The organism is Streptomyces sp. CNT360, assembly GCF_000424785.1.
On record NZ_AUKO01000003.1, the window covers coordinates 588131 to 615066 of the forward strand.

Below are 26936 nucleotides of genomic sequence, written 5' to 3' on the forward strand. Positions count from 1 at the left end.
TGCCCCTCCCCCGCACCCCCGCCCACCGCCGTGAAGGTGATCACCTTCACGGCGGTGCACTGGACCGGCCGCAGGAGGGCACCGTCGGCCTCACCGCGGCTCACACGGCAACTTCTTCGCCACCACGGCCATCACGTCTTGAGCGAGCTTGCCGAACGTCTCGTGCGCACGGTCGGGTTCGTCGTTGAGCGGGGTCGCGTTGGCGTAGATGTCGAGGAGATACCTGGTGAAGGAACTGTCTGCACCGCCCTCGCGTTTCGGGCAGTCCAACGCACCTACCGCGCCCGCCGACCAGGTAGCTACCTCATAGCTTCCCGGGAACTTCTTCGCCGCTCGCCCACCCGCGTGCGTCTCGATGACCTCGGAGGGCGTGGAAGGCTCGACTCGATCGCCCCTCTTCGCCCAATCCCCCGAGACGCTCACGGTAGGTTCACCGTCGACGAAGTAGGTGCAGCCTTGCAGGGCGATCCTTGAGCTCCCCAATTTTTCCCGCTCGTCCTCTCTCTTCACCTGACTCCCGGCCCCGAACAGTATCGCGTAATTTTCCTTCGGGACGGTCAGCCCGCAGAGAGATGTCGGTATCGAGTACTCTCTTTCCGGCCCATCACTGCATGACACAAGCAGTAAGCCCAGCATTATTGCGATACTGATGCACCGACTACGGCTACTGACGCCCCTCGACACGTCAACCTCCTACCCCGCCGGCACGCCACTGGCGTGGGGACGTGAGACGCCTGCCCCGTCCTGGAAACTCCTGACAGCATCCATCCGCGCGCCGGCAGCCATCTCGTCGATGACCTCTTGGCTCAAACCGTTTTCCCGGCCTAAACTTTCAGCCCAGTCTCGGTAGAAGTCCCGCACTCTGCCCTGAGTCTCCGTGAATACATACCTGCCTGCACTCTCGGCCTCAGCCGCCTCCTTTGGAAGGTCCTTTTTGATCTGCTCCATGATCGCGGTGTTGACATCCTCCTGCGCCCACCCCACGGGGGTGGTCACAAAAGCATCGCCACCCGGCATCCCGGTACCACTGATCGTTCCCGTGCCCAGCCCGACGAAGCGGTTCACCCATTTGTTCGCTTCATCGGCCCTCTGGTTGAAATCGCTGGCCTTTGCGACCTCTTCGTCGTAGAGCGCATCAGCCTTTGCCTCGCTGAGCGCTCCGTTGACATAGGCACCGGCGGCGACCGCATCACCGACAGCGCCACGCGCATCGCTGGGGTCCGCCTCCCGTGGCATGTTGTTGATCACATCATGCAGGTGCTCAAGGGTGTACGTCTCTTGAGACGTCTTCACCACTCCGTATCCATAGGGATCCCGACCTACCTGGTTCAGGTACTCATGAAGAGCCCCTGTATCGAAGTTGGCCGCATGCCCCCTGACCGGAAGCTTGTTGTCGCCGTATGTCTCCCGCTGGACGTCACCGGGATAGTCGGCGATCATCTCGGCGAGAGTGCGCCGGAAGCCGTGGAAGTCCTCCCCTTTGGCCATGGGAGAGAGCTCGCCCTTGCCTGGAGGTCCGCCGAACACGCGTACCGCTTCTTCCATGACACCGGCGTTGGCCGCCGAGTGCTTCGGTACTTCACTCGTGACAACCGCATCGGGAAGTCGCCCCGTAGCTCCTGCCTTCAGGGCTGCTTCGAACCCTACGCGTGCGTCCTTGTCGAGCCGGTCACCTGAGTCGTAGACGTTGGTGTCGACTATCTTCCAGTCTCGGTCCTTGACCAGATACTCCATGCGGTCGTTCTTCTCGACCTTGCCGTCTGTCGGGTCCGCATCGGAAGCGGGGTCCAGATATCCGGCAGCAACGTGCGGATCTTTGGACATGATCCGGAGGAGGCCGTCGTAAGGGTCGTTCTCGAAGGAGTCACTCCTCATGTCGGGGAGGTTACCGCTTCCGGACCCCTTCTTCCCGAAGCCTTCTTGGTCCCAGATGTCGGGATCCTTTTCCTCGGCCGCTCGAATATCGTCTCCCAGGTCGTACAGCATCTGAGGGGCATATCCGTCACCATGTCGCATCAGAGTGACGAGGCTTTGATAACCGCGACCTTGATAAGAACTGTCACCGACGCCGGCGGCCTCCCGCAACCTGTATGTCCACTCCTTGGAACCCGCCTCGCGCATATCCTTACGCCAGCCGGAGTAGAACTTCCCGTCCTTGCTGTGCAGCCACCCCGTGTACCTCTTGCCGTATTCGGGAGAGTTCAGTGCGATCTTGTTTCCGTTTCCGTCTCGGAAGACCGGAACATCGGTAGCCGTCGCCAGTGAGGTAGCCAGCGACTTCTCCAGCCCCAGGTACAAGTGCTGGTTGTCCTTGTCCACACGGTAAGCCAAGGCATTCAACTGGTTCGTACCGTCGACAAGCCCGTCAGGACCAAGAGAGTTGAGCATGGTGCGGCTGAACTGCTTGTCGTCGGCGTCCGCTCGAAGGAGGATCTGAAGTTCGTGCAGTTCCCGCGGGTCCAATCCGCCGCGCTTCTTCAAGGAGTCGAGACGCTCGACGAGATGAGCAGCCCGTCGTCCGGCGTACTTTTCCACGTCTCCTACGGCCTGGCTGTTGAAACCGCCGGATTCTCCCTTGCCATCCTGATCGGTGGCGGCGGCTTTCAGAGCGAGCATGTTCTCGTAGTCGACGTCATCGACGTGCCGCACCGCGGCTTGAATGCGCCGGTTCCAGCGTGCTTCCTCATCCATACGGCCGGGGTCCCGAAGAGCGCTCTGTGCTTCCTCAGCCGTCATCTTGCTCGTGTCGAGGTTGCACTTTCCGTACTCGTCGACTTTCATGCCACCCTCGTGGACGGCCTGGTCGCGTACCTTCTTCAGCTGATCCCGGGCTTCGGTGAGTCGCCCGTGGCAATCGTCCAGAAGGTCTGCGATCTTCGCCGCCTGCTTCTTCGCCGCAGCGAACTCGTGGAGCGTGGTCTTCGAAGATTTCCAGAACGCTTCCGCGGACTCCCCGGCCCACCCGGTCAGCTTCTTTCGAACGTTCCCCCGGTATGCGTCGAGAAATACGTCGCAACGGTCCCGCAGAATACGCCAGTTCTTGGCAGTCTCCGTCAGAGCGGACAGGTCGGCGGTGATGACGTCGTGGTAGGTCAGCTCCATGACGCACCAGCCTTCACAGGTCGTTGAGCCCGCTACCGTGGACCGGCTCGAGAGCCCTGTTGAGACTGCGGACCCGATCGTGCTCCGAGACTTCGAAGGCGGCCTTCGTGCCGTGGATGGCGTTCATCTCACCGCGGAGCCGGTCCGCGACCTTCTTCCAACTCTCGCCCCACCGCTCCAGGCAGAAGTCGAGTCCCTTCCGGGTGTCCCAGCCGCGGAGCGCGCCCGGGTCCGTGTTGCTGCTGCCGAAGACGCTCGTGGAGGCCACCGTCGCCTTGTCGCCCTCGGAGAGCGCTGCGGGGCCGAGATCTTCTCTGATGAATTCTGCAGCACTCGCTTTTTCCGTAGGCTTCACCGACAGGTCGGGAGCACCTGCTCCCTTCTGGTCGGGTCCGTGCGCCGAGGCGAGTCGTAACTGTGCGGCTTCGCTCGCGCGAGCCCAGTCTTCCTCGAAGGACATGCCTTCCCCCCTGCGGTCAGCGTGCCTTGTCAGCGCGCCATGTTCCGCAGCACACTGTGATCACGCAGACACTCTCGATGACATAGGGCACCTTACTGCGGCGTCATCACGGTGCGTCAACAGTCGGCACCGGCCTGGTTCCGGCCCCCGGGTGGCGGTGTCGTTGGCGGGCTGCCTCGTAGAGGACGGCGGTGGCGGCGTTGGCGGCGTTCAGGGAGCTGGCGGCGCCGTGCATGGGGATGCGGACGGTGCGGTGGCAGCGGTCGCGCCAGGCGGTGCTCAGTCCGGTGGTCTCGTTGCCGACCAGCAGAAGGGTGGGGCCCGTCAGGTCGGTGTCGAAGAGGAGGGCCTCGCCGTGTTCGTCGGTGCCCACCACGGTGATGCCGTGACGGGTCAGCCAGACGTCGACGTCCCGCGGGGAGGGCACACGGACGGCGGGCAGGGAGAAGAGGGAGCCGGTGGAGGCGCGGACCGACTTCGGGTCGTAGACGTCGGCGGCGTGGCCGGTGACGATCAGTCCGTCGGCGCCGAACGCGTCGGCGGAGCGCAGCAGGGTGCCCAGGTTGCCGGGGCTGGTGGGCCGGTCGAACAGGACACCGAGGAAGCCGGGGCCCACCGGGATCCGGGCCAGGTCGTCGTCGGGCATCCGCACCACGGCGACCAGTTCGGCGGTCTCGTCCTCGCGTTCGCTCAGCTCCCCCAGCAACTCGGGGGCCATGGCGATGCGTTCGCCGGGCACGTCCTCGGCGTCGAGCAGGGAGCGCGCCCAGTCGGACAGGCGGCGCTCCGCCGCGTACAGCAGGGTGGTGACCGGCCAGCCGTGCTCGACCGCGAGCGTGAGGGGGCGGACGCCCTGGACGAGGAACTCCCCGCTGCGCTGCCGCTTGGTGCGGTTGGCCAGCAGCGCCTGCCACTGCTGGAAGCGCGCGTTGCGGGTGGTGATCTGCTGGCCGGCGCGCCGCCGTCCGGCACGTGGCTGGGCGGTGCTCCGCTGGGCTGAACGCATAGGGCGAGAGTAACCGCGGCGAACCGGGGACCGGTCCGGGGAAGGGACCGCGTCCGGGGGGGGCAGGACCGCGCCCGGGAAAGAGGCCGCGTCCGGAGGCAGGACCGCACCCAGGGAAGAGGCCACGTCCGGAGGCAGGACCGCGTCCGGGGAAGGGGCCGCGCCCGGCCGGAGGGCACGCTCCAGCCCGTCCGGGCGCCGGGAAACCGGTGCGGGAGAAAGCGAAAGGGGTGTGCCGGGTTTTCGACATGGAGTGCACCATGTGGAGATGTTGAGACGGCTCGGCCCTCAAGTGGCGGGCAGCCGCGGTGGCGTGTTCTGCTCTTCGGGCAGTCGGGCGGAAGCGCTCGTACCGGTTGTGCAATGTGCCCGGTTTTCCAGGCGTGTTCCGGCTCGACTGATGAGCGCCCCGATCGGCTTTTCACGCCGCCTGGGGTGATTCCCCCTCATAATCCGGAAGCAATGAAGGGAAACGCATTCATGCGTCACCACATCGAGACCGCCGAGCTTACCGACACCGAGCTGGACGCCGTCTCCGGCGGCATCGTCAACGAGGTTGCGAACGAGGCCGGCGCGACGCTGAACGGCGTCGAGGGCCTGGTCGGCAACACCGTGGGCGGCGTCGGCACGGACGGCCTGCCCGCCGTCGGCGTGCAGCTCGGCGCCCAGTCCTGAACGACCGGGCGGCCCGCCCGGCAAGGACAGCAACGAAACCAGGGGAAAGGTGAGAAAGGCGAAAAAGGTGTCATCGCCTGACACCTTTCCCCACGCGCTACCGGAACCGCTCACTATTCCGGTAGCGCGGGTGCGGACCATAAGCCCCGGACTCCGTTCCGGGGCTTATGTGTCACCGTCTTGCGCCGTTGTCGCCGCACCGGTGGACAACCGCTGGACAACCGCGGAAAAACAGTGAAGGAAATGTGACGTGGAGTTCCGGCAAAAGGCGCTCGCGAAGGTGCAGTCGCCGGAAGAGCTCGACGTTCCGGTGCGTTTCGCGCGCCCACAGGGACTGCTCGTTCTGCTCGTCACGCTCGTCGTCGTGGCGGCGGGCGGCGTCTGGGCCGTCACGGGCACGGTGTCCGCCAAGCTGACCGCGCCCGGCGTGCTCACGCATGCGGAGGGCAGCTTCCTGCTGCAGAGCCCCTATGCGGGACAGGTGACGGCCGTTCACACGAAGGAGGGCGAGACGGTCGAGGACGGCACGCCCGTGGTGAGCGTGCGCTCGGACCACGGGGTACGCCAGGTGCGCGCGGTGGCGCGGGGACGGGTCACCGCGCTGGACGCGGAGATCGGCTCGGTGGTGACCACCGGGGCCGACGTGGCGCGGGTGGAACGGATCAAGAGCGACCGCGACCCGCTCGTCGCCCTCCTCTACCTGCCCCCGGACAAGGCCGCCGGCGTCACGGCCGGTGCCCGGGTGGAGCTGACCGTCGGCTCGGTCCCGGCGGACAGGTTCGGCACGGTGGGCGGCACCGTCGCAGCCGTGGGACGCTCCCCCCGCTCACGGCAGCAGATCGGCGGCTTCCTCGGGGACGAGGAGACGGCCGCGCGCCTCACCCGGCACGGCGAGCCGCTCGCCGTCCAGGTGCGGCTGCACCGGTCGTCGGCCACCAGGTCGGGGTACGCCTGGTCCCGCGCGGGCGGACCGCCGTTCCCGCTGGAGACGAGCACCTCCGTCAGCGGCGCCGTCCACCTCGCCGAGCAGCGGCCCGTCGACTGGCTGCTGCCGTGACGCGGCGAGCCGCCACGCCGCCCGACCGGCGGCACCGGGCCGGCCCCGCCCCCCGGCAGCCGGCACGCCGGAGCGTGCGCACCCCCACGGTGCTCCAGATGGAGGCCGTCGAGTGCGGTGCGGCGGCGCTGGCCATGGTGCTGGGCCACTACGGGCGCCATGTGCCGCTGGAGGAGCTACGGATCGCCTGCGGGGTCTCGCGGGACGGCTCGCGGGCCAGCAGCCTGCTGAAGGCGGCGCGCGGGTACGGGCTGACGGCCCGGGGCATGCAGATGGAACCCGACGCGCTGGCCCGGGTGCAGGCGCCGGCGATCCTGTTCTGGGAGTTCAACCACTACGTCGTCTTCGACGGGACGGGCCGGCGGTTCGGCCGGCGCGGCGTGTACGTCAACGATCCGGCTCGCGGCCGCCGGTTCGTGCCGATGGAGGAGTTCGACACCTCGTTCACGGGGGTGGTGCTCACCTTCGCGCCGGGCGAGGAGTTCACGAAGGGCGGCCGCAAGCCGGGCGTGGCCGGTGCCGTACCGGCGCGGCTGCGCGGCACCACGGGCGCGATGCTGGCGGCGCTGGTGGCCAGCTTCCTGCTCGTGGTCGTCGGGGCTGCGGTACCGGCGCTGAGCCGCACCTACATCGACACCTTCGTCTTCGGGGCGCAGGAGACGCTGCTGCGCGTGCTGTTCGCGACGATGGGCGCGGCCGTGGTGCTCACGGCGGTGCTCACGGCGCTCCAGCAGAGCAATCTGCTGCGCGCCCGGCTGATCTCCTCGACGCTGAGCAGCGCCCGCTTCCTGCGCCACCTGCTGCGGCTGCCGGTGACGTTCTTCGCCCAGCGCAGCCCCGCCGACCTGGTGCAGCGCCTCCAGTCCAACGACACGGTGGCCGAGACGCTGGCCCGGGACCTGGCGGCGGCGGGCGTGGACGCGGTGGTCGTCGTCGCGTACGCGGTGCTGCTGTGGACGTACGACCCGCAACTGACGCTGGTCGGGGTGGGCATGGCCCTGCTGAACGTGGTCGCCATGCGGGTGGTGATCCGGCTGCGCGCGACGGGCACGCAGAAGCTGCGCGCCGACCGCGCCAAGCTCACCAACACCTCCTACAGCGGCCTCCAGCTCATCGAGACGATGAAGGCGACCGGCGGGGAGGCCGGCCACTTCCGCCGCTGGGCCGGTCAGCACGCCACCACCTTGGACGTGCAGCAGCGGCTGGGGGTGCCCAGCGCCGCGCTGGCCGTCGTGGCGCCCACCCTGGCCGCCCTCAACAGCGCGGTCATCCTGCTGCTCGGCGGCATGCGCGCGGTGGACGGCGCCCTCACGGCGGGGCTGCTGGTGGCGTTCCAGTCGCTGGTCACCAGCTTCACCGCGCCCCTCACCCGGCTGAACGCGGTGGCGGGCCGGATCCAGGACTTCGCCGCCGACGTGGCCCGGCTCAAGGATGTCGAGACCTTCCCGGCCGACCCCCTCCACACACGTCGTGAACCGGCCGCCGACACCCGGCGGCTGGCCGGGCACGTGACGCTCGACAACGTCACCTTCGGCTACAACCCGCTGGACAAACCGCTGCTGACGGGCTTGTCGCTGGCAGTCGGGCCGGGCCGGCAGCTCGCCCTGGTGGGCGGCTCCGGCAGCGGCAAGTCCACCGTCTCGCGGCTGCTGGCGGGGCTGTACGCACCGTGGGAGGGCGTCATCCGCATCGACGGGCAGCGGCTGGAGGACCTGCCGCGAGGGTCGCTGGCGGCCTCGGTCTCCTTCGTCGACCAGGACGTGTTCCTCTTCGAGGGCACCGTGCGCGACAACGTGGCGCTGTGGGACCCCTCGATCCCCGACGAGGCGGTCGAGGCGGCGCTGCGGGACGCGGTGCTGTACGAGGACGTCACGCGGCGGCCCGGCGGCATCCACAGCCGGGTCGAACAGGACGGCCGCAACTTCTCCGGAGGCCAGCGGCAGCGCCTGGAGATCGCCCGCGCCCTGGTGCGCCGCCCCAGCGTGCTGGTGCTCGACGAGGTGACCAGCGCCCTGGACGCCGAGACGGAGGCCGTCATCATCGACAATCTGCGCCGTCGCGGCTGCGCCTGCGTGCTGATCGCCCACCGGCTGAGCACCGTGCGGGACAGCGACGAGATCGTGGTCCTGGAGCGGGGTGCCGTCGTGGAGCGCGGCCGCCACGAGGAGTTGCTGGCCGCCCAGGGCCCGTACGCGGAACTCGTCAAGGAACACTGAGAGCCGAAGGACATCCGAGGTGCCCAGGTGACATACGCACGACCGACCGACACCGCGGCCGGTCCGGCGGCCCGGGGAGCGGCCGGTGCCGCGGGTGCCGACGTGGTGCTCGCCCACTTCGGCGGGCTCGGCGAGCCCGTGACGCACACGCCCGGAAGCGCCATGGCGCTGGAGGGGCCGCACGTGCTGTGGCTGGTGGCCGAGGGTGCGACCGACGTGTTCGCGGTGGACGTCCAGCAGTCGGGACACTGGCACTTCCTGGGCCGGGTGGAGGCGGGCGCGCTGCTGCTCGGCCCGGTGCATGGGCCGCGGCACACCCTGGTCGGGCGGCCGGTGCGCGGCGGGGTGCTGCGCCGGATACCGCTGCAGGAGCTCGTCCACGACGGGTACGCCGACCAGTGGGCCGCCGCCTGGGGCCCCTGGACCGGACAGCAGGTGCTCGGCCCACTGGAGGACGCGTTCGCCCGTGGTGTCGGGCGGGGCCTGCGGGTGCTGTCCGAGGCGCCGCTGGACGGGGCGCCCGGACACGCACCCGGGCCCGCCGGGCACGAGGATCCGGCCGGGACCGCGCCTGTCGGCGGACCGGGCACCGACGAGGACATCCTGTGGATGCCGCTGGCGCCCGGCAGCGTGCGCTACGGACCCGACGCGTCCGCCTTCCTGATCGACGGGCCGACCTGGCAGCACATGGTCGACCAGCTGGCCCGGCTGCTGTTCACGCTCGACCGGTGGATCGAGCAGCTGGAGCGCGTCCACCAGGACCGCGCGGCCGCCGGTATCGAGGCGGGTGAGGCCGCGGGCGAGGAGGCCGACCAGGCGCTTCTCGCGTCGCTGGGCAGCGCCCCCTCGCGGGGCTCCGCGGACGGGGCCCGGCGTGGCGGGGCCGGTGGGGCGGCCGGTGGAGACGATGCCGCGGTCGCCGTCTACCGGGCCGTCGCCGAGGCCGCGGGGATCGGCGCGGACCCGGCCGCCGACGGCCTGCGGCCCGACGAGCGGACCGACCCGGTCGATCAGCTCGCCCAGGCCTCCGGGGTGCGCACCCGCCCGGTGAAGCTGACGGGCGCCTGGTGGAAGGAGAACGCCGGCCCGCTGATCGGGTACCGGGCGGCCAGCGGCGCCCCGGTGGCGCTGCTGTGGCGGCGCGGCCGGTACGAGGCGGTGCAGCCGGGCAGCGGCAGCCGGTGGCGGATCGGCAAGGACAGCGCTGCCACGCTGGCACCGCGCGCCGTGATGCTCTACCGCCCGCTGCCCGAACAGCCGCTGTCCGCCCGCAGTCTGCTGGGCTTCGCGCTGCACGGCGCCCGCGGCGACCTGCTCGCCCTGATCCTGTGCGGCCTGGTGGCCGTGGGTCTGGGCGCGCTGGTACCGGTGGCGACCGGTCAGGTGCTCGGTGTGTACGTGCCGCACGCGGAGAAGGGGCTCATCGCGCAGGCCGCGGCGGCGATCGTGGGCACCAGCGCCGTGGCCGCGGCGTTCATGCTGGTGCAGAACACGGCGCTGCTGCGGCTGGAGGGGCGGATCGAGGCGACGCTGCAGCCCGCCGTGTGGGACCGGCTGCTGAGACTGCCGACCCGGTTCTTCGCGGAGCGCTCCACCGGGGAGCTGGCCAGCGCGGCGCTGGGGGTCAGCGCCATCCGCCGGGTGCTGTCGGGGATCAGCTCGGTGGTGGTGCAGTCGGGCACGGTGGCGGGCGTCAACCTGGTGCTGCTGCTGGTCTACAGCGTGCCGCTGGCGCTGGCCGCGCTGGGCGTGCTGGCACTCGTCGCGGCGGTGTTCGCGGCGCTGGGAGCGTGGCAGCTGCGGTGGCAGCGGCAGTTGGTGCGGCTGAACAACAAGCTCAACAACCAGGCGTTCCAGACGCTGCGCGGGCTGCCGAAGCTGCGGGTGGCGGCGGCCGAGTCGTTCGCGTACGCGGCCTGGGCCACCCGCTTCGCGCGCAGCCGTGAGCTCCAGCGCCGGGTGGGCCGGGTCCGCAATCTGAGCACCGTCGTCAACGCGGTGTACCTGCCGCTGGCGATGCTGCTGCTGTTCGTGCTGCTGGCGGGCCCGGCCCGTGGTGCGCTGTCGCCGAGCGGGTTCCTCACCTTCACCACCGCCATGACGATGATGCTCACCTCGGTCACCCAGTTGACCAACTCCCTGGTCTCGGCCGCCGCCACGCTGCCGATGTACGAGCAGTTGGAGCCGGTGCTCCAAGAGCTGCCGGAGGTCGGCGGCGGCAGTGTGCGGCCCGGCACCCTCACCGGCGCGCTGGAGGCCCGCCAGGTGTCCTTCCGCTACACCGAGGACGGGCCGCTGGTGCTGGACGGGGTCTCCTTCTCGGTGCGGCCCGGGGAGTTCGTGGCGATCGTCGGCGCCAGCGGCTGCGGCAAGTCGACGCTGCTGCGGCTGCTGATCGGCTTCGAGCAGCCCACCTCGGGCGAGGTGCGCTACGACAGGCAGGACCTGGCGGCGCTGGACCGGGCGGCGGTGCGCCGCCAGTGCGGGGTCGTGCTCCAGCACGCCCAGCCGCACGCCGGGTCGGTGCTGGAGTGCATCTGCGGTGCGGAGACCTTCCCGCTGGAGGAGGTGTGGGAGGCGGCCCGGATGGCCGGGGTGGCCGACGACATCAAGGCGATGCCGATGGGCTTGCACACCGTCCTGTCCGACGGTGGCGGCACCGTCTCCGGCGGCCAGCGGCAGCGCCTGATGATCGCGCAGGCGCTGGTGCGGCGCCCGCGGATCCTCTTCTTCGACGAGGCGACCAGCGCGCTGGACAACGAGACCCAGCGGGTGGTGACCGAGTCCACCCGCGCGCTGCGGGCCACCCGGGTGGTGATCGCCCACCGGCTCTCCACGGTGATGGACGCCGACCGGGTGCTGGTGATGTCCGAGGGCCGCGTGGTGCAGGAGGGTCCGCCCGGGGCGCTGCTCGCCGAGGCGGCGGGACCGTTCGCCGAGCTGGTACGGCGCCAGCGTTGACCGTATCGTAGCCAGAAACGGTCAAACGAAAGGATGCGCCGTGCGGGAGGGGGCCGCCGCCAGGCGGGAGCGGGTACTCGATGCGGTACGGGCACGGGGCGAGGTACGGGTCACCGCGCTGGCGCAGGAGTTGGACGTCTCCGTGGTCACCCTGCGGCGCGACGTCGAGGAGCTGGCCCGCCGGGGCCTGTTGAAGCGCGGCCACGGGGTGGCACGGTCCCCCTCCCCGGTACCGGAAGGGGGCGCGGAGCCGGTGGTGGACGCCGACGCACCGGCCGTGGGGCTGATCGTCCCGGAGCACCACGCCTACCTGTTCGAGGCGGTACGCGGCGCCCGCGCGGCACTGGAGGCGGCCGGGGTCCGGATGGCCCTGCACATCGCGCGGCACCACCCCGGCGCCGAGCGGTCGATGGCCGAGCAGGCGGTGCGGCAGGGGGCCCGCGGGCTGCTGGTCGCACCGCGCTGGCGCACCGCGGAGGCGGCCACGCTGGACGAGGGGTGGCTGGCCGAACTGTCCGTGCCTGCCGTGCTGATGGAGCGCCGTCCGGGGCCGGGCTCCCCGCTGCACGCGCACGACTCGGTGTGCAGCGACCACGGGTACGGCGCCCATCTCGCGCTCGACCACCTGATCTCGCTCGGGCACCGGCGCATCGTGCTGGCGGCCCGCGACGACAGCCCCACGGCGCGGTCGCTGCGGGCCGCGTTCGCGCAGATCGCCGCCGGGCGGCCGGAGGTGGAGGAGTGGGCGGTCGTGCTGACGGCGGGGTCGGCCGCGGGGTCGGCGCCCGACCCGACGCGGCAGCCGGGGCTGGACGGCGAGGCGGCCTCCCTGGTGGATCTGCGGGCCGTGCTGCGCGCACACCGGGCGACCGCGGCGGTGCTGCACGCGGACGTGGACGCGCTGATGCTGGTGCAGCAGTTGCGCGAGGGCGGCGTGCGGGTGCCCGAGGACTGTTCGGTGGTGGCCTACGACGACGTGGTGGCGGCGTTGGGCAGTCCGCCTCTGACGGCGGTCGCGCCGCCGAAGGAGGAGATCGGCCGGGCAGCGGCGGAGTTGCTGTTGCGCAGGCTGGAGCGGCCGCGCACGGCGGCGCCCGAGGCGGTGCGCCGGATCGAGCTGCTGCCCCGGTTGAAGGTGCGGGGCTCGGCGGTGGAGGCGCCGGCGGGCTGACCCCGCCCGGCGCACCCGGTCGGGGGGCCAACTCCCCTCTCCACTCGATCGTTTGACTGTTTCAGTTTCTCCTGATCGATCCATTGACCTCATTCGTTCGAGCGATCAGGATGCCGGTGTTCCCCCTCCTCCCGCGAAGGAGGCACCCACCGTGCTTGGCCGACGCTCCGACCGGCTCTCCGCAAGCTCCCGCACCACCCGTACCACTCGCCCCGCCCGGACCCTCCGCATCGCCCGTGCCGCGCTGGCCGTGTGCGCCGCGCTGCCGCTGCTGCTGACCGCCGCCTGCTCCGGCGGCTCCGGCGCCACGGCCGTGGCGGCACGCGGCGACGGGCCGGTCCACCTCACGTTCTGGTCGGCGCTGCGCGGCAGCCAGGAGGTCGTGGACGCCTACAACAAGAGCCAGGACCGCATCCACGTCGACTTCGAACAGGTGCCCTCCGGCCAGCAGGGCGGATACGCGAAGCTGAGCAACGCCGCCCGCGCGGGCAACGCGCCCGACGTGGCGACGATCGAGTACCCGCAGGTGCCCGGGTTCGCCATCGACGGCGTGGCCCGCGACCTCACGCCTCTGGTCAGCGAGCGGTTGCGCAAGAAGCTGCTGCCCCAGGCGCTGGCCCTGACCACGTTCGAAGGCCGCACGTTCAGCGTGCCCTCGGACGTGGAGCCGATGGTCTTCCTCTACCGCCGGGACCTGTTCGGCAAGTACGACATCGAGGTGCCCCGCACCTGGGCCCAGTTCGAGGAAGCGGCCCGCAAGGTCCAGCGCGCCGCTCCCGGTGCGCGGATCGCCACCTTCCCCACCGACGGCGGCCACCATCTGGCCGGGCTCGCCTGGCAGGCGGGCGGGCGCTGGTTCGACACCCGCCACAGGACCTGGACCGTCTCCATGACGGACCGGCCGACCCGCAAGGTGGCGGCGTACTGGCAGAAGCTGATCGACCAGGACCTGGTGTTCCTCAACCCTGTCGACACCCAGGCCGGGACCGCGCAGGTCGGCCAGAGCAAGGTCTTCGGCAAGGTGACCGCCGCCTGGGACGCGGGCGGCATGATGGCGGCCCAGCCCGGCCAGAAGGGGAAATGGGGTGTCGCCCCGCTCCCCCGGTGGGACCCCGGCCGTCCGAGCACGGGCGTGCTCGGCGGCTCCACGTTCGCCGTCACCAAGGACAGCACGCACCCGAAGGAGGCCATGGACTTCATCGAGTGGCAGGTCTCCAGCGCCGCCGCGCTCAAGGCGCGGCTCTCCAGCGGGATCAGCAGCCAGTACCCGGCCGCCACCGGCCTGGTGCCCGTGGCCCGCAAGGCGATGGACACCGACTTCTTCGCCGGCCAGGACATCTACACCCTCTTCCGGCGCGAGGCCGCCCACATCTCGCCGCGCTGGACCTGGGGGCCGCGGATGACGGCCACCCTGGAGACCGTGCAGACCGGGCTGGCCCGCGCCGGTGACGGGCACGGCACCGTTCTCGGCGCCCTGCAGGAGGGGCAGCGCTCGACGATGCCGGACCTGACGTCCCTGGGCCTGTCCGCGCGGGAGGGATCGCGATGAGCACCTCGCCGACACCGGCAGGGCAGGCCGACGACCTGGTCGCGGGCGGCACGCGCCCCGCCGCCCCGGCCCCGGGCCCGGCGGGGGCGACACCTTTGCAGGCGACACAGCCGAACCCGGCGCCGTCCTCCCGTACCGGCGCGCGGGGGCGGGGCACGGCACGGCGGCGCGCGCTGGGGGCCTGTGCAGCGCTGATGACACCGTTCTTCGTGCTGCTGGTGCTGGTCTTCCTCGTCCCGGTGGGCGGCGTCGTCTATCTGAGCTTCTTCAGCGACGACCAGCCCGGCCTCGGCTTCGGTCCCGAGCGCACCGTCTTCGCCGGGCTGCGCAACTACCTCGCGGTACTGAGCGACCCCACCTTCCTGGCGGGCCTGGGCACCACGGCCCTGTACTGCCTCGTCTACATCCCGCTGATGGTGCTGCTGGCGCTCGTGCTGGCCCTGCTGCTCGACTCGGGCGCGGCCAGGCTGCGGCGTACCGCGCAGTTGTCGCTGTTCCTGCCGCACGCGGTGCCCGGCATCATCGCGGCCGTCATCTGGCTGTACCTGTACACGCCGGGGCTCAGCCCCGTCGTCGAGGCACTCGGCGCGGCGGACGTCCACGTCGACCTGCTCGGCGTGGACACCGTGCTGCCGTCCATCGTGAACATCGCGCTGTGGAGCAACCTCGGCTACAACGTCGTCATCTTCTACGCCGCGCTGCAGGCCGTGCCGCGCGAGCTGACCGAGGCGGCACTGGTGGACGGCGCGGGACCGGTCCGCACGGCGCTGCGCATCAAGGTGCCGCTGGTGCGCAGCGCCGGCGTGATGGTCGTGATGTTCACGCTCATCTGGTCGCTCCAGCTGTTCACCGAGCCGATGCTGCTCAGCAGGGCCACCCCGGTGGTCGGCGGCCGCTACACGCCGAACATGTACATCTACGACGCCGCCTTCACGCGCAACAACTACGGCCTGGCCGCCGCCGCTTCGGTGGTGCTGCTCGCCGTCACCGTCGCCCTGTCCTACGGGCTGAGCCGGTGGAGCAACCGTACGGGCCGCGCGGGCGACCCGGTCGAGGAGGGTTCCCGATGAGCGTCCTGGCGTCCCTGCGCCCGCCCCGTACGCGGCGCGCACCGCGCGGCCCGCACGCGAACGCCCCCTCGGCGCCGGCCCGGCCACGGCTGCTGGGCCGGGCCGCGGTCAACACCGTCGTGTGGCTGTCCGTCCTCTACACGCTGCTGCCCGTGCTGTGGCTGCTGCTGGCCGCCACCAAGAACCGCGACGCGCTCTTCCGCAGCGACCTGCTCTCGCTGGGCGACTTCTCCCTCGCCGACAACCTCTCGGCGCTCTTCGCCATGGAGGACGGCATCTACGGCCGCTGGTACGTCAACAGCCTGCTGTACGCGGTGGTGGGTGCCGCCGTGGGGACGATGGTGAGCACCGCCTGCGGCTACGCCTTCGACAAGTACCGCTTCCGCGGAAAGGAGAAGCTGTTCTCCCTGGTGCTGGCCGGCGTGATGGTGCCGCCCGCCGTGCTGGCGCTCCCGCTCTACCTGATGGCGTCGAAGGTGGGGATGGTCAACACCTTCTGGTCGGTGTTCGTCCCCGTCCTGTTCAACCCCTTCGGCGTGTACCTGGGACGGATCTTCAGCCAGGCGTACGTACCCGACGAGGTGCTGGAGGCCGCCCGGGTGGACGGCGCGGGAGAGCTGGCCTCCTACTTCCGGGTGGCCCTGCGGATGCTCGGGCCGGGGCTGGTGACCGTCTTCCTCTTCCAGCTCACCGCGATCTGGAACAACTTCTTCCTGCCCATGGTGATGCTCTCCGACCAGAAGCTGTTCCCGGTCAGCCTCGGGCTCTACATCTGGAACAGCTCGGCCGTGGTGACCCCGGACTACTACCCCGTCGTCATCTCCGGCTCCCTCCTGGCGGTGCTGCCGCTGATCGCGGCGTTCGTCCTCCTTCAGCGCTACTGGAAGTCCGGCCTGACGGCGGGCAGCGTGAAATGAGGCGGGCAGGCTGACGTGAGACGAGCGGAGCGCCCGCACCGCAGCACCCACCGATCCGACGCCAGGAGCCCCATGCCCGAGCCCACACCTCAAGCCGCCCTCGCCATGGACAAGAAGGCGGCGGACGCCGTCCTCAAACCCGCCGCCAGGCGCCGCCTCGCCGAGGCCGTCGACCTGGCACCGGCCCTCCTGACGGACTTCACCACGGCGGCGGCCAGGCGAACTCTCGCGACGACGGAGCTCCTGATCACCGGCTGGGGCTGCCCTCCCCTGGACGGCGCGGTCCTCGCCCACGCCCCGCGGCTGCGCGCCGTCGCCCACACGGCGGGCAGCGTCAAGGGCCACCTCACCGAGGAGTGCTGGGACCGCGGCATCGAGGTCTCCTCGGCCGCGGCGGCCAACGCGGCACCGGTGGCCGAGTACACGCTGGCCATGATCCTGCTGGCGAACAAGCGTGTCCTGCCCACCGCCCGCGCCTACCGCAAGCAGCGGACGCGCGAGGAGTGGCTCTTCCCCGACCCGACGCTGGGAAACCACCGGCGCACCGTCGGCATCCTGAGCGCCTCCCTCATCGGGCGCCGCGTCATCGAGCTGCTGCGCCCCTACGACCTGCGGGTGCTGCTGCACGACCCGTACGTCACCGAGGCGGAGGCCGCCGCGCTGGGCGCGGCCTGGACGGAGCTGCCCGAGCTGTTCGCCGCGTCCGACGTGGTGAGCGTGCACACGCCCCTGCTGCCGGAGACCCGGGGCCTGGTGAGCCGCGAACTGCTGGGCCTGCTGCGGGACGGAGCCACCCTCGTCAACACGGCGCGGGGCGCGGTCGTCGATCAGCAGGCCCTGACCGACGAGGCGCTGGCGGGGCGCCTCGGTGCGGTGCTGGACGTCACCGAGCCCGAGGTGCTGCCCGCCGGCCATCCGCTGTGGGACTGCGACAACGTGCTGCTCACCCCGCACCTGGCGGGCTCGCAGGGCAACGAGCTGGACCGGCTGGCCGAGCTGACCGTCTCCGAGGTGCACCGCTGGGCGGCGGGCGAGGGCTTCGCGCACGCGGTACCGCCCGAGCGGAAGGAGCTGCTGGCGTGACGGGGCCGCACGGGGCGGAGTTGCTGCGGTTGCCCGCGGAGGACCGCACGCTGAGCCCGTACACCGGGTACACCCGCACCCACTGGGAAGCGGTGGCCGACCTTCTGCTGCGGGCCGCCTGGCGGTGGGCCACCCCGCGGGGCGCGCTGCTGGACCTGCCGGGGCGGCCCTCGGTCTCCGGACCGCGCTCGGACGGTCTGGAGGGGTACGCCCGCACGTTCCTGGCCGCCGCGTTCCGTGTCGCGGGCGCCGAGGGCGCGGACCCGGAGCACCTGATGGAGCGGTACGCGGACGGGCTGCGGGCCGGCACCCGTACCCCGGGCCGCGACGACGCCGAGTCGTGGCCGCAGATCCTGGACCACACGGTCGCCGGGCAGCCGATGGTGGAGGCGGCCTCGGTGGCGCTGGCGCTGCGGCTGACCAAGCCGTGGCTGTGGGACCTGCTGGCGCCTGCGGACCAGGACCGGGCCGAGGCCTGGCTGCGCGGCGCCCTGCGGCACACCCCGGCGCCCAACAACTGGTACCTCTTCCCGCTCTCGGTGGCCGGGTTCCTCCAGGCCGCCGGGCGCGGTGACGCGGAGACGGCGGCGGCGATCGAGCGCGGGCTGAGGCTGCTGGAGAGCTGGTGGCGGGGCGAGGGCTGGTACGCGGACGGGGACGGGCGCGCCTTCGACCACTACAACGGCTGGGCCCTGCACCTCTACCCGCTGCTGCACGCCCGGCTCGCCCAGGACACCGCACTGACGGCGCGGTACGGGCCGCGGCTGCACGCACATCTTTCGAGCTTCGCGCTGTCGTTCGGCGGCGACGGAGCCCCGCTCCACTTCGGCCGCTCCCTGACGTACCGCTTCGCCGCGGGTGCCGCCGTCGGTCTCGGCGCACTGACCGGGCACACGCCGCTGTCCCCCGGGGTCTCCCGCCGCCTGCTGAGCGGCACGCTGCGCCACTTCCTGGACCGGGGCGCGCTCGATGCGGACGGCCTGCTCACCCGCGGCTGGTACGGCCCGCACGAGCCCACGGTCCAGCGCTACTCGGGACCGGCCTCCCCGTACTGGGCGTCGAAAGGTCTCCTCGCGCTGCTCGTACCGCCCGGCGATCCGCTGTGGACCGCACCGGAGGAGGCCGCACCGAGCGAGGGCCCCGACCGCGCCCTGGCGGTGGCCGCACCGGGCTTCCTCCTGCAGACGACCGGTAAAGACGGGCTCGTGCGGCTGCACAACCACGGCAGCGACGGCGTCCACGCGCACCAGGGCGAGGCGCACGAGGACGAGGACCCGCTGTACGCGCGGTTCGCGTACTCCACCCGTACCGGGCCGACCGCTCGCGGCAACCCGCCCGACAACCACCTGGCTCTGCGGCTGCCCTCCCGGCCGGGAGCGTGGAGCACCCGACGGCGCATCCACCCGCTCGGTGCCGGATCGGCGCCCGACGGCGGCTGGGGCTGGGCGGCCTCCTGGCACAGCCCCGTCTTCCCCGCGGGCGTACCGCGCCCGCCCGGACTGCGGGTGGAGAGCGTCACCGTGGTACGCGGCGCCTGGGAGGTGCGGGTGCACCGGGTGCTGGGCGCCCCGCCCGGTACGACGGTGCGGCTGACGGGCTGGGCGGCCGACGAGGCGACGGGCTCGGTGCTGGAACCGGCGCACGCCCTCACAAAGGTGGAGCCGCTGCGGGCCCCGTACGGCACGGCGTGCACGCGCTGGGTGCGGGTGCCGGCGCTGGTGGGCCAGGTGGGTCAGGTGGGCAAGGCGGGCAAGGTGGGCGAGGTGCACGGGGGTGACGCTCAGCTGTGCGTGGCCCTCGCCTCGCTGGGCGACGGCGCATCCCGTGCCCCGGCCCCCGAGGTCCGGGTCGCGGAGGACGTCGTCACGCTCGACTGGGGGCCGGAGGCCGGGGAGGGACGGCGGATACAGGTGCGGTTCGATCCGCCGGCGGCCGAGGCGGTGGGCGCCGAGGAATGAGCGCCGGGCCCCGCACACGCCGGCTGCCCGCCACCCCCGGGGGGAAGGTGGCGGGCAGCCGGGGCTTCAAGGATCAGTACGGGCCGTTGACGTTGTCGATGGAGCCGTACTGGTCGGCCGCGTAGTTGCAGGCGGCCACGATGTTGGCGACCGGGTCGCGCAGGTCGTTCGCGGTACCCGCGACGTGGAAGGAGTCGAAGGTCGGCTGGATGACCTGGAGCAGACCGATCGAGGGCGTGCCGTTCTGGGCGTTGACGTCCCAGTCGTTGGAGATGTCCGGGTCACCACCGGACTCCCGCATGATGTTGCGGTGGATGCCCTCGTAGCTGCCGGGGATGCCGTGCTCCTTCATCACACCCAGCGCCTCGTTGATCCAGCCGTCCAGGTTGTCCGACTGGGTGGTCTGCACTCCACCGGAGCGCTCGACGGAGGTCTGGCCGGCTTCCTGCGGCTTCTCGCCCTGGCCCCCCTGGTTCCCCTGGTCCTCCTTGGCGCCCTCGGGCGCCTCGGCGGAGCCGGAGGGCAGGGTCAGCTTCTGACCCGGCAGGATCAGGTTCGCGTCGCCGCCGACGGCCTTCCGGTTGGCGTGGTAGACGGCCTTCCAGCCGCCGTCGACATCGTGGTCGGTGGCGATGCGGTACAGGGTGTCGCCGCTCTCGACGGTGTACGACTTCGAGTCGTCGGCCTTCCGCTCGCTCTTCTCCTGCTTCTCCTGGTGGACAGCGGCAGGCGCCTTCGCGTGCGCCGCGGCGGGGGCCGGGGCAGCGTGCGCGCTGCCCGCGGTGAGCAGCGGAGCGGCGATTCCGGCACCGCCGGCTGCGATCACCAGAGAAATACGGGAAAGGCGACGGGAATTGAACGGATTACGCGCGCGGCCCTGAAGGTCACGGAACATGGGGGAATCCTCTCCTGACGCCTACGAGGTGAGCTGTCGGGTTCGGGCTGGAGTTGCCCGGCCATATCCCCGCGCTGAACGGCGTGGTGATACGGCTTCACCCCGAGCCGGACCGCGATGTGCGGCACGGCACTTACCTGGGTCCCCCGCTCCTGCCGAATGGTCGGTGTCTGGTCTGCATTCCACTGGCCCGGGCGGCAGGATTCGGCGTCCCGGTAGTGGATCTCCCGACGGCCGTGGGTGTCGGAAGCGAGGACACGGAAACACAGCGAATTCGTTCGGGACAAGGCGAGGAAGGGGAATTACTAAAAAGCCTAGTATTTGATCAACGAATTCTTCGACGCTGCGCTGTGGATCATTTTCTCAGCGTGAAATCGCCGCGCCGGGACTTTTTCCCGAAGGGGCCCTGGCCGCCGGGGATTTGGCGCTCTTTCCACGGATGACGGCGTGCGGCGCGAGGGGCCCGTGTGATTCCGGCCACGAAGGTCCCAGAAACCGGCCCAAATCACCCATACCGAACCATCACGCCTCTTGACACGACAAGTTGGGCGATGAGTTGACGAGCCGACCGGCCTCGCAACTCGGCGAAAAGCAGTTGCCGCCCCGGGCCGCGGCGAGAAGGATGCCGCCCCGTGCTTCCGGACCTGACCCCGTGGCGCTCGTCACGAGACTTCCGCACACTGTGGACAGCGGGCCTCGTCACGAGCTTCGGCAGCTTCCTCACGTTCGTCGCCCTGCCGCTCCAGCTCAAGGAGCTGACGGACTCCGCGCCGGCGGTGGGTGCGCTGGGCGCGGTCGAGCTGGTGCCGCTGCTCGTGTTCGGACTGTACGGCGGCGCGCTCGCCGACGCCCTCGACAAGCGCACGCTGATCCTCACCAGTGAGGCGGCGCTCGGACTGGTCACCCTCGGCCTGCTGCCCAACAGCCTGCTGCCGCATCCGATGGTGTGGCCGCTGTACGCGGCGGCCGCGCTGTCCAGCGCGCTGACCGGCCTCCAGCGGCCTGCCCTGGACGCGCTCGTACCGCGGATCGTCGCCCACTCCCAGTTGAGCGCCGCCGCCGCGCTCAACTCGCTGCGCCGGCAGCTCGGCGGGGTGGCCGGGCCCGCGCTCGCCGGCCTCCTGATCGCCACCGCGGGCCTGCAACCGGCGTACGCGCTCGACCTGGCCACCTTCGCCCTCTCGTTCGTGCTGGGACTCCGGCTGGCGCCCGCGCCGCCCGGGCACGACGCCGTCGCACCCTCGCTGCGCGGCATCGGGGAGGGCGCCCGCTACGCGTGGAGCCGCAAGGAACTGCTGGGGACCTACCTGGTGGATGTCGTCGCGATGCTGTTCGCCTTCCCCCTCGCGCTCTTCCCCTTCCTGGCCGACCAGTTGGACGCCGCATGGGCGCTCGGGTTGATGTACGCGGCGCTGCCGTTCGGCTCGCTGCTGGTCGGCGCGACCAGCAGATGGGCGGCACGGGTCCACCGGCACGGGCTCGCGGTGGCGCTGGCCGCAGCGGGCTGGGGCGCCGCCATGACAGTGGCGGGACTGGTGCGGAACGTGTGGCTGGTGCTGCTGTTCCTGACGCTCTCCGGCGCCTTCGACATGGTCAGCGGACTCTTCCGCACCACCATGTGGAACCAGAGCGTTCCCGACGAGCTGCGCGGCAGGCTCGCCAAGATCGAACTGCTCTCCTTCTCCGCCGGGCCGCAACTGGGCCAGGTCCGCTCGGGCGCCGTGGCCTCCCTCACCTCCGTACGGACCTCGGTGTGGTCGGGCGGGCTGGCCTGCGTGGCCGGCGTGGCGCTGCTCGCCGCCGCGCTGCCGAAGCTGCTGGCCTACGACGCCCGCACCAGCGCCCACGCCCGCGCCGTACGGACGGCCCGGGAGGCACCCTTGGAGACCGATCCGGAGGAACGGGGGACGGCCCCGGAGGAAAAGGTTGCCCGGGAAGGGGAGACGCCGGTGCTCGGACCGGACACGGCATGAGGTGCCCGACGGTCCGCATCCCGGGGATCAGCCGTCGCCCGGCACCCCGGGCGGCGGCTGAGGCCCGGAGCCCGGGGATCAGCCGCCGCCCGGACCGGCGCCCGCGTCCGGGCCCCGGTCACGCCAGCGCGGGTCGCTCTCCCACTCCGAGGTGCGCTCCCGCGCCCGCTCCAGCGCCTGCTCGGCCTCCGCACGGCTGGCGTAGGGACCCATCCGGTTCTTGCCCGGCGACTGGGGACCCTCCTCGACCGTGCCGGTCTCCACGTTGAAGAACCACTCGCCGGGCCTGCCGACCGTCTTCCTCTTGAACAGAGCCATGACTCCATCCTCGCGCACGAGAGGGCCCCGACCGGGTGGACAGGCCCGATTAGACTCGCGGACATGTCTGGCCAGTCACTCCTCGAACCCGGCACCCTCTCTCCGCCCCGCAGCGTGCCCGCGTCGATCCCCCGCCCCGAGTACGTCGGCAAGCCCGCGCCCACCCCCTACGAGGGGCCCGAGGTGCAGGACGCCGAGACGCTGGAGAAGATGCGCGTCGCCGGCCGGATCGCCGCCCGCGCCATGGAGGAGGCCGCCCGGCACATCGCCCCCGGCGTCACCACCGACAAGCTGGACGAGGTGGCGCACCAGTACATGACCGACCACGGTGCCTACCCCTCCACGCTGGGCTACCGTTCCTTCCCCAAGTCGCTGTGCACCTCCGTCAACGAGGTGATCTGCCACGGCATCCCCGACTCCACCGTGCTGCGCGACGGCGACATCGTGAACCTGGACGTCACGGCGTACATCGGCGGCGTCCACGGCGACAACAACGCCACCTACCTGTGCGGGGAGGTGGACGAGGAGTCGCGGCTGCTGGTGGAGCGCACCCGTGAGTCGCTGAGCCGCGCCATCAAGGCCGTCAAGCCGGGCCGGCAGCTCAACGTCATCGGCCGCGTCATCGAGTCGTACGCCAAGCGGTTCGGCTACGGCGTCGTCCGCGACTTCACCGGTCACGGCATCAACACCTCCTTCCACTCCGGGCTGATCGTCCCGCACTACGACGACCCCCGCGCGACGACGGTCATGCGCCCGGGCATGACCTTCACCATCGAGCCGATGCTGACGCTGGGCACCCACGAGTGGGACATGTGGGAGGACGGCTGGACGGTCGTCACCAAGGACCGCAAACGCACCGCGCAGTTCGAGCACACCCTGGTCGTGACGGAAACCGGAGTGGAGATCCTGACGCTTCCGTAGGGCCTCGGCGGGGTACGGGTTTTCCGACAGGGCGTCGGCAACTGCTTGACTTAGGTAAGCCTAAGTAGCAGGATCACTCCCTGTCGGACCTGTACGCCACCGTCGTCCACCCGGGAGCCAGCCGTGCCCTTCGCCGCCTCGCCCGCCCCGTCCCCGACGGCCTTCTCCGCACGCCTGCGCACCGCCACCCAGGCCCAGCACGCCGAGGCCAACTCCGCCTTCATGAGCGAGATGCTCGACGGGCGGCTCGGCGTGGCGGCCTACACCCGGTACACCGAGCAGCTCTGGTTCGTCTACCGCGCGCTGGAGGACGCCGCCGACGCCCTCGCCGACGACCCGGTGGCCGGCCCCTTCCTCCACGGCGGACTCCTGCGGATGCCCGCGCTGGAAGCCGACCTCTCCCATCTGCACGCCGCCGACCCCGACTGGCGCGAGACGGTGACCCCGCTGCCGACCACCGCCGCCTACGCCGACCGCATCGCGCAGGTCGCCCACGCGTGGCCCGGCGGCTACGTCGCCCACCACTACACCCGCTACCTCGGTGACCTCTCCGGCGGGCAGGTCATCCGCGACACCGCGGAGAAGAGGTGGGGCTTCGCCCGCAAGGGCGACGGCGTCCGCTTCTACGTCTTCGACGCCATCTCCAACCCGGCCGCCTTCAAGCGTGCATACCGCGCACTGCTGGACGCGCTGCCCTGCGACGAGTTGGAGAAGCAGCGCATCGTCGACGAGTGCAGGCGCGCCTTCGCGCTGAACATCGCTGTCCTGCGCGACCTGGGCACCCACTTCCGCCTCAGCGCCTGACCCACTCCCCCCACCCCGGAGGGCCGCACCGCTCACTTCGCGGTGCAGCCCTCCTTCTTCTTCTCGCCGGGCACGAACTCCTTGATGAAGCGCACACCCGCCTTACGGCGGTCCTGCAGGTCCTCCGGATTGTCCGTCTGGAAGATCAACTCGAACGCGAGCGAGTCGGCGACGCCGTGCTCACACCTGGTGAAGGCCCTGACCTTGTTGTCGCTGACCGTGGCCCAGCCCGAGAAGGGCGGGTCCTTGACCTCCTTCAGCCCGTCGTTCCACTCCGGGTTGTCCTTCCCCAGCTTCAGGCCGGGCAGCCCCCGCGCCTCCGTGGCGGACACCGCCAGTGCCGGCTTGCCGTCCACGGTGACGTGACACTTCACGAAGTGACGGTCCTTGAACGGCTGGCGGTCCCGCTCCTGCTGGATGTCGTCACCGTCCGGCAGCAGCGGCTCGACCACGTCCCCGGACATGGACACGCCGCAGATCCGGTCCGGCACGGCGTAGTCCTTGCCGCCGCAGCCGGTCATGAGGAAGGCGACAGGCACCAGGGCGAGCAACGTCACCGCCCCCCGACCGCGACCCGTACTCACTGCTTCCCCCACTCGTCCCTCGCGTTGTCCTTGCCGTTGTTCGCCGCGTTGTCGATCACGTTCCACGCTCCGTGCCTACCCGAGTAGCCGTCGTTGTTCGCCGCGTGCTCGGAGTAGACGTCCATCCACTCGTTCTTGAGTGCGACCAACCGGTTGCGCTGCCCCTCGGAAACCGCCTGGTTCTCCTCCATCGCTCCTTGCTCGATACGGGCGTTCTCGTCCTCGACGAAGTGCTTGCTCAGGCCGAATGCCGCATTGGCCACATGACCGCTCCCCATGGGCAGGAAGGACGTCGCGGTCGCGGTGGCCAGGTAACCGCCGGTGCCCTTGGGGCCCCATCCCGCCGCCTTGAGGTCCTCGGCCTTCTTGTCGCCGATCGCCTGGTACCGGGCCTCCTCCAGGAAGCCCACCGTGCGGCCCGCGCGATCCAGATCGTCCTCGGGATGGCGCTTGCGGGTGTCGGGGTCGACCGGTTCCGGCGTGTGGATGTCCTGAAGTATGGCCGCGTTCATGGACTCGTTGAGTATCTGGTAGCTCTGCGGGTCGCGGGAGATCTGCTTGGAGACCTCCAGAAGGTCCTTGCGGTTGAGGACCTGCTCCTCGTCCGGCGAACCGCCCATGGTCATGTGGGCGTCCTTGCCGTGGTTGCCCAGGAGTTTGGCCATGTCGTCGCGGACCTCGGCCGGCATGTCGTCCTTCTGGCCGGCCAGCCGCTCCAGGGCACCGTCCAGCACGTCGTTGTGCGCCTGGGTGTGCTTGACGTACTCGGCCGCCGGGTCGTCCGGGTCCATGCCGCTGCCCGCGGCGAACAGGGCTGCGCCGAGGGCATCGCGGGAGGGCAGCGTGACGCCGTCGTCGGCGCCGTTGCTGTCGGGCCTCTCCTCGTCGAACCAGACGCGGCCACCGTGGTCCTTGTCCTTGAGGAAGTAGTCGGCCTTCTCCGGGTCGTTGAAGACGTGCGTCGCCTCGTCGGGGTTGTGGCTGAGCGCCTTGAGGTAGCCGGTCATCGGGTCGGCACCGGTCGACTTGTCGCCGGGATCGAGGTCGACGCCCTGGCCCATCAGGCCCCACGCTCCGGCGGCGTCCCGCTTGCCGCGCTCGAACTCGTAGACGGCGTCGCCGTACTTGCGCAGGAAGCCGTCGTCGAACTTGCCCTTGCCCATCAGGGTGCTCATGACCTGGAAGCCGTACCGGTTCGCCCCGGGCGGGAGCCCCTCGTGACCGAACTGCTTGGTGCCGGCGTGGATGACGTCGTTCTCCCACTGGGCCATGGCCGGACTGTCCACCCGGCTGGCGTTGGCCAGGCTCATGCTCAGGTTGCCCTGGATGTGGTCGAGCAGCTCGGCGCGAGCGCCCTTGGGAGTGGCACCGTGGCCGGGGTCGGCCAGGTCGCGCCAGAACTGGAGCGTGCCCTCGGCGCCCATGCCGGTGGCGAAGTTCTCGGTGAAGGCGGGGTTGTCCCGCTGGTCGCGGAGCGTCTCGTTGAACTTCGCCAGCTCCTTCTCGCCGAGCTCCCACACCTTGACATCGTCGTCCTTGAAGCGCTTGACCCAGCGCTCGGCGTCGGCCTTGCCCTGGCGCCGGTCGGCCTTTTCGAGGGTGTCGGCGGCGGCGCCGGAGAAGTCGTGCTTGCGCTTGGCGATGGCGCGCAGCTCGCGGGCGGCGATGCGGTTGCTCTCCCCGGCCTCCCACAGCACCCGCTTGACACGCTTGCGGGCCGCGGCGAGCTCGGCTTCGGTGGGGGGCTTGATCTCCGCGTCGCCCGCGGCGGCACCGGAGGGCACCTCGCCCTTCACCGTGCCGTTGTCGTTGACGTAGATGTTGTCCTTGGCCACGTCGAGGACGACGGCCTCCAGGTCCTCCTGATGCTGCTTGAAGGCCTTGCGGGCGCTCTTGAGGATGCCGAGGATGTCCTGGGCCTCGGCGTGCATCTCGGTGAACTGGGTGGCGGTCTTGGAGACGAACGCCTGGGTGACCATCGCGTTCTTGCCGCTCCACTCGGCACCGGCCGCGGCCTTGGCCAGCCCGGTGGCGGTCACTCCGGCGCCTTTCCCGCCCCCGCCGCCCCCTTTGCCGCCGCCGCCCTTGCCGCCGCCGGTGGCGAGGGTGTGGAGCCGTTCGACCGTCTCGGTCCAGTCGGTGATCGCGGTGTTCAGTTTGCCCATCCGCAGGTCCCGCAGTTCCTGCACCGTCGGCATCTCGACGTCGCCCATCCG

General features: G+C 70.9%; 21 protein-coding genes and 1 riboswitch. Of the genes, 13 read left to right on the top strand and 8 right to left on the bottom strand.

The window, feature by feature from the left end:
• Positions 1 to 90 precede the first annotated feature (90 nt).
• The 4 genes from H297_RS0109940 to H297_RS0109955 form a co-directional block, all read right to left on the bottom strand.
• The gene (locus H297_RS0109940; RefSeq protein WP_158693664.1) at positions 91 to 636 is read right to left on the bottom strand and encodes a hypothetical protein; all 546 of its coding nucleotides are present in this window, start codon (positions 634 to 636) and stop codon (positions 91 to 93) included.
• A 57-nt stretch (positions 637 to 693) separates the two neighbouring features.
• Positions 694 to 3102 carry a DUF6571 family protein gene (locus H297_RS0109945; protein WP_027736918.1) on the bottom strand — a complete coding sequence of 803 codons (2409 nt, stop codon included), beginning with the start codon at positions 3100 to 3102 and terminating at the stop codon, positions 694 to 696.
• 13 nt (positions 3103 to 3115) lie between these two features.
• Positions 3116 to 3562: a hypothetical protein gene (locus H297_RS43200; RefSeq protein WP_158693665.1), complete on the bottom strand. Its 447-nt coding sequence runs from the start codon at positions 3560 to 3562 to the stop codon at positions 3116 to 3118.
• A 106-nt stretch (positions 3563 to 3668) separates the two neighbouring features.
• The gene (locus tag H297_RS0109955) at positions 3669 to 4568 is read right to left on the bottom strand and encodes a TrmH family RNA methyltransferase (protein ID WP_051351694.1); all 900 of its coding nucleotides are present in this window, start codon (positions 4566 to 4568) and stop codon (positions 3669 to 3671) included.
• Positions 4569 to 5030: 462 nt separating this feature from the next.
• On the opposite strand from H297_RS0109955, the gene H297_RS35585 reads away from it, so the two are divergent.
• The 10 genes from H297_RS35585 to H297_RS0110005 all read left to right on the top strand — a co-directional run bounded on the left by H297_RS35585 (position 5031) and on the right by H297_RS0110005 (position 19225).
• The gene (locus H297_RS35585; RefSeq protein WP_037793435.1) at positions 5031 to 5243 is read left to right on the top strand and encodes a hypothetical protein; all 213 of its coding nucleotides are present in this window, start codon (positions 5031 to 5033) and stop codon (positions 5241 to 5243) included.
• A gap of 250 nt (positions 5244 to 5493) precedes the next feature.
• Positions 5494 to 6300 carry a biotin/lipoyl-containing protein gene (locus H297_RS0109965; protein ID WP_027736921.1) on the top strand — a complete coding sequence of 269 codons (807 nt, stop codon included), beginning with the start codon at positions 5494 to 5496 and terminating at the stop codon, positions 6298 to 6300.
• A gap of 98 nt (positions 6301 to 6398) precedes the next feature.
• Entirely contained in the window at positions 6399 to 8516 is a 2118-nt protein-coding gene (locus H297_RS0109970; protein WP_486589466.1) for an NHLP family bacteriocin export ABC transporter peptidase/permease/ATPase subunit, read from the top strand.
• A 27-nt stretch (positions 8517 to 8543) separates the two neighbouring features.
• Positions 8544 to 11477 (top strand): NHLP bacteriocin export ABC transporter permease/ATPase subunit, encoded by a 2934-nt coding sequence (locus H297_RS0109975; RefSeq protein WP_037793438.1) that lies wholly within the window; start codon positions 8544 to 8546, stop codon positions 11475 to 11477.
• A gap of 40 nt (positions 11478 to 11517) precedes the next feature.
• The gene (locus tag H297_RS0109980) at positions 11518 to 12648 is read left to right on the top strand and encodes a substrate-binding domain-containing protein (RefSeq protein WP_027736924.1); all 1131 of its coding nucleotides are present in this window, start codon (positions 11518 to 11520) and stop codon (positions 12646 to 12648) included.
• A 151-nt stretch (positions 12649 to 12799) separates the two neighbouring features.
• A complete protein-coding gene (locus tag H297_RS0109985) occupies positions 12800 to 14197 on the top strand; it encodes an ABC transporter substrate-binding protein (protein WP_106959591.1) in 1398 nt (465 codons plus the stop codon).
• The gene (locus H297_RS0109990; protein ID WP_078513874.1) at positions 14194 to 15267 is read left to right on the top strand and encodes a carbohydrate ABC transporter permease; all 1074 of its coding nucleotides are present in this window, start codon (positions 14194 to 14196) and stop codon (positions 15265 to 15267) included. Before H297_RS0109985 ends, H297_RS0109990 begins: the two co-directional genes overlap by 4 nt.
• Positions 15264 to 16184 carry a carbohydrate ABC transporter permease gene (locus H297_RS0109995; protein WP_078513875.1) on the top strand — a complete coding sequence of 307 codons (921 nt, stop codon included), beginning with the start codon at positions 15264 to 15266 and terminating at the stop codon, positions 16182 to 16184. Before H297_RS0109990 ends, H297_RS0109995 begins: the two co-directional genes overlap by 4 nt.
• Positions 16185 to 16256: 72 nt before the next feature.
• Positions 16257 to 17267 carry a hydroxyacid dehydrogenase gene (locus H297_RS0110000; RefSeq protein ID WP_027736928.1) on the top strand — a complete coding sequence of 337 codons (1011 nt, stop codon included), beginning with the start codon at positions 16257 to 16259 and terminating at the stop codon, positions 17265 to 17267.
• Complete coding sequence (locus tag H297_RS0110005; RefSeq protein WP_027736929.1) at positions 17264 to 19225, top strand: DUF2264 domain-containing protein; 1962 nt, start codon at positions 17264 to 17266, stop codon at positions 19223 to 19225. The genes H297_RS0110000 and H297_RS0110005 overlap by 4 nt, the downstream gene beginning before the upstream one ends.
• A gap of 73 nt (positions 19226 to 19298) precedes the next feature.
• Here H297_RS0110005 and H297_RS0110010 read toward each other — a convergent pair whose 3' ends face one another.
• Positions 19299 to 20120 carry a LysM peptidoglycan-binding domain-containing protein gene (locus H297_RS0110010; RefSeq protein ID WP_027736930.1) on the bottom strand — a complete coding sequence of 274 codons (822 nt, stop codon included), beginning with the start codon at positions 20118 to 20120 and terminating at the stop codon, positions 19299 to 19301.
• 4 nt (positions 20121 to 20124) lie between these two features.
• Positions 20125 to 20299: riboswitch (cyclic di-AMP (ydaO/yuaA leader) on the bottom strand.
• 453 nt (positions 20300 to 20752) lie between these two features.
• Here H297_RS0110010 and H297_RS35590 point away from each other — a divergent pair.
• Positions 20753 to 22093, top strand: coding sequence for an MFS transporter (locus H297_RS35590; protein WP_078513876.1), 1341 nt, complete (start codon positions 20753 to 20755; stop codon positions 22091 to 22093).
• A gap of 78 nt (positions 22094 to 22171) precedes the next feature.
• Here the strand turns inward: H297_RS35590 and H297_RS0110020 are convergent, their stop codons facing one another.
• Entirely contained in the window at positions 22172 to 22411 is a 240-nt protein-coding gene (locus H297_RS0110020; RefSeq protein ID WP_027736931.1) for a hypothetical protein, read from the bottom strand.
• Positions 22412 to 22474: 63 nt separating this feature from the next.
• Here H297_RS0110020 and map point away from each other — a divergent pair, with 63 nt between their 5' ends.
• Both map and H297_RS0110030 read left to right on the top strand, forming a co-directional pair.
• On the top strand, positions 22475 to 23332 hold the full coding sequence (gene map / locus H297_RS0110025) for a type I methionyl aminopeptidase (RefSeq protein WP_027736932.1): 858 nt from the start codon (positions 22475 to 22477) through the stop codon (positions 23330 to 23332).
• A gap of 123 nt (positions 23333 to 23455) precedes the next feature.
• Positions 23456 to 24136, top strand: a complete 681-nt coding sequence (locus H297_RS0110030) for a biliverdin-producing heme oxygenase (RefSeq protein ID WP_027736933.1) — start codon at positions 23456 to 23458, stop codon at positions 24134 to 24136.
• 32 nt (positions 24137 to 24168) lie between these two features.
• On the opposite strand, the gene H297_RS0110035 is transcribed toward H297_RS0110030, so the two are convergent.
• Positions 24169 to 24693, bottom strand: a complete 525-nt coding sequence (locus tag H297_RS0110035; RefSeq protein ID WP_027736934.1) for a hypothetical protein — start codon at positions 24691 to 24693, stop codon at positions 24169 to 24171.
• A gap of 23 nt (positions 24694 to 24716) precedes the next feature.
• Positions 24717 to 26933 carry a hypothetical protein gene (locus tag H297_RS35595; protein WP_051351696.1) on the bottom strand — a complete coding sequence of 739 codons (2217 nt, stop codon included), beginning with the start codon at positions 26931 to 26933 and terminating at the stop codon, positions 24717 to 24719.
• Between the last annotated feature and the right edge of the window lie 3 nt (positions 26934 to 26936).

Bases quoted from the DNA above. Each gene is read 5' to 3' on its own strand.
- H297_RS0109940 (WP_158693664.1), bottom strand. From the start codon at position 636: ATGCTGGGCTTACTGCTTGTGTCATGCAGTGATGGGCCGGAAAGAGAG.
- H297_RS0109945 (WP_027736918.1), bottom strand. From the start codon at position 3,102: ATGGAGCTGACCTACCACGACGTCATCACCGCCGACCTGTCCGCTCTG.
- H297_RS43200 (WP_158693665.1), bottom strand. From the start codon at position 3,562: ATGTCCTTCGAGGAAGACTGGGCTCGCGCGAGCGAAGCCGCACAGTTA.
- H297_RS0109955 (WP_051351694.1), bottom strand. From the start codon at position 4,568: ATGCGTTCAGCCCAGCGGAGCACCGCCCAGCCACGTGCCGGACGGCGG.
- H297_RS35585 (WP_037793435.1), top strand. From the start codon at position 5,031: ATGAAGGGAAACGCATTCATGCGTCACCACATCGAGACCGCCGAGCTT.
- H297_RS0109970 (WP_486589466.1), top strand. From the start codon at position 6,399: ATGGAGGCCGTCGAGTGCGGTGCGGCGGCGCTGGCCATGGTGCTGGGC.
- H297_RS0109990 (WP_078513874.1), top strand. From the start codon at position 14,194: ATGAGCACCTCGCCGACACCGGCAGGGCAGGCCGACGACCTGGTCGCG.
- H297_RS0109995 (WP_078513875.1), top strand. From the start codon at position 15,264: ATGAGCGTCCTGGCGTCCCTGCGCCCGCCCCGTACGCGGCGCGCACCG.
- H297_RS0110000 (WP_027736928.1), top strand. From the start codon at position 16,257: ATGCCCGAGCCCACACCTCAAGCCGCCCTCGCCATGGACAAGAAGGCG.
- H297_RS0110010 (WP_027736930.1), bottom strand. From the start codon at position 20,120: ATGTTCCGTGACCTTCAGGGCCGCGCGCGTAATCCGTTCAATTCCCGT.
- H297_RS0110020 (WP_027736931.1), bottom strand. From the start codon at position 22,411: ATGGCTCTGTTCAAGAGGAAGACGGTCGGCAGGCCCGGCGAGTGGTTC.
- map (WP_027736932.1), top strand. From the start codon at position 22,475: ATGTCTGGCCAGTCACTCCTCGAACCCGGCACCCTCTCTCCGCCCCGC.
- H297_RS35595 (WP_051351696.1), bottom strand. From the start codon at position 26,933: ATGGGCGACGTCGAGATGCCGACGGTGCAGGAACTGCGGGACCTGCGG.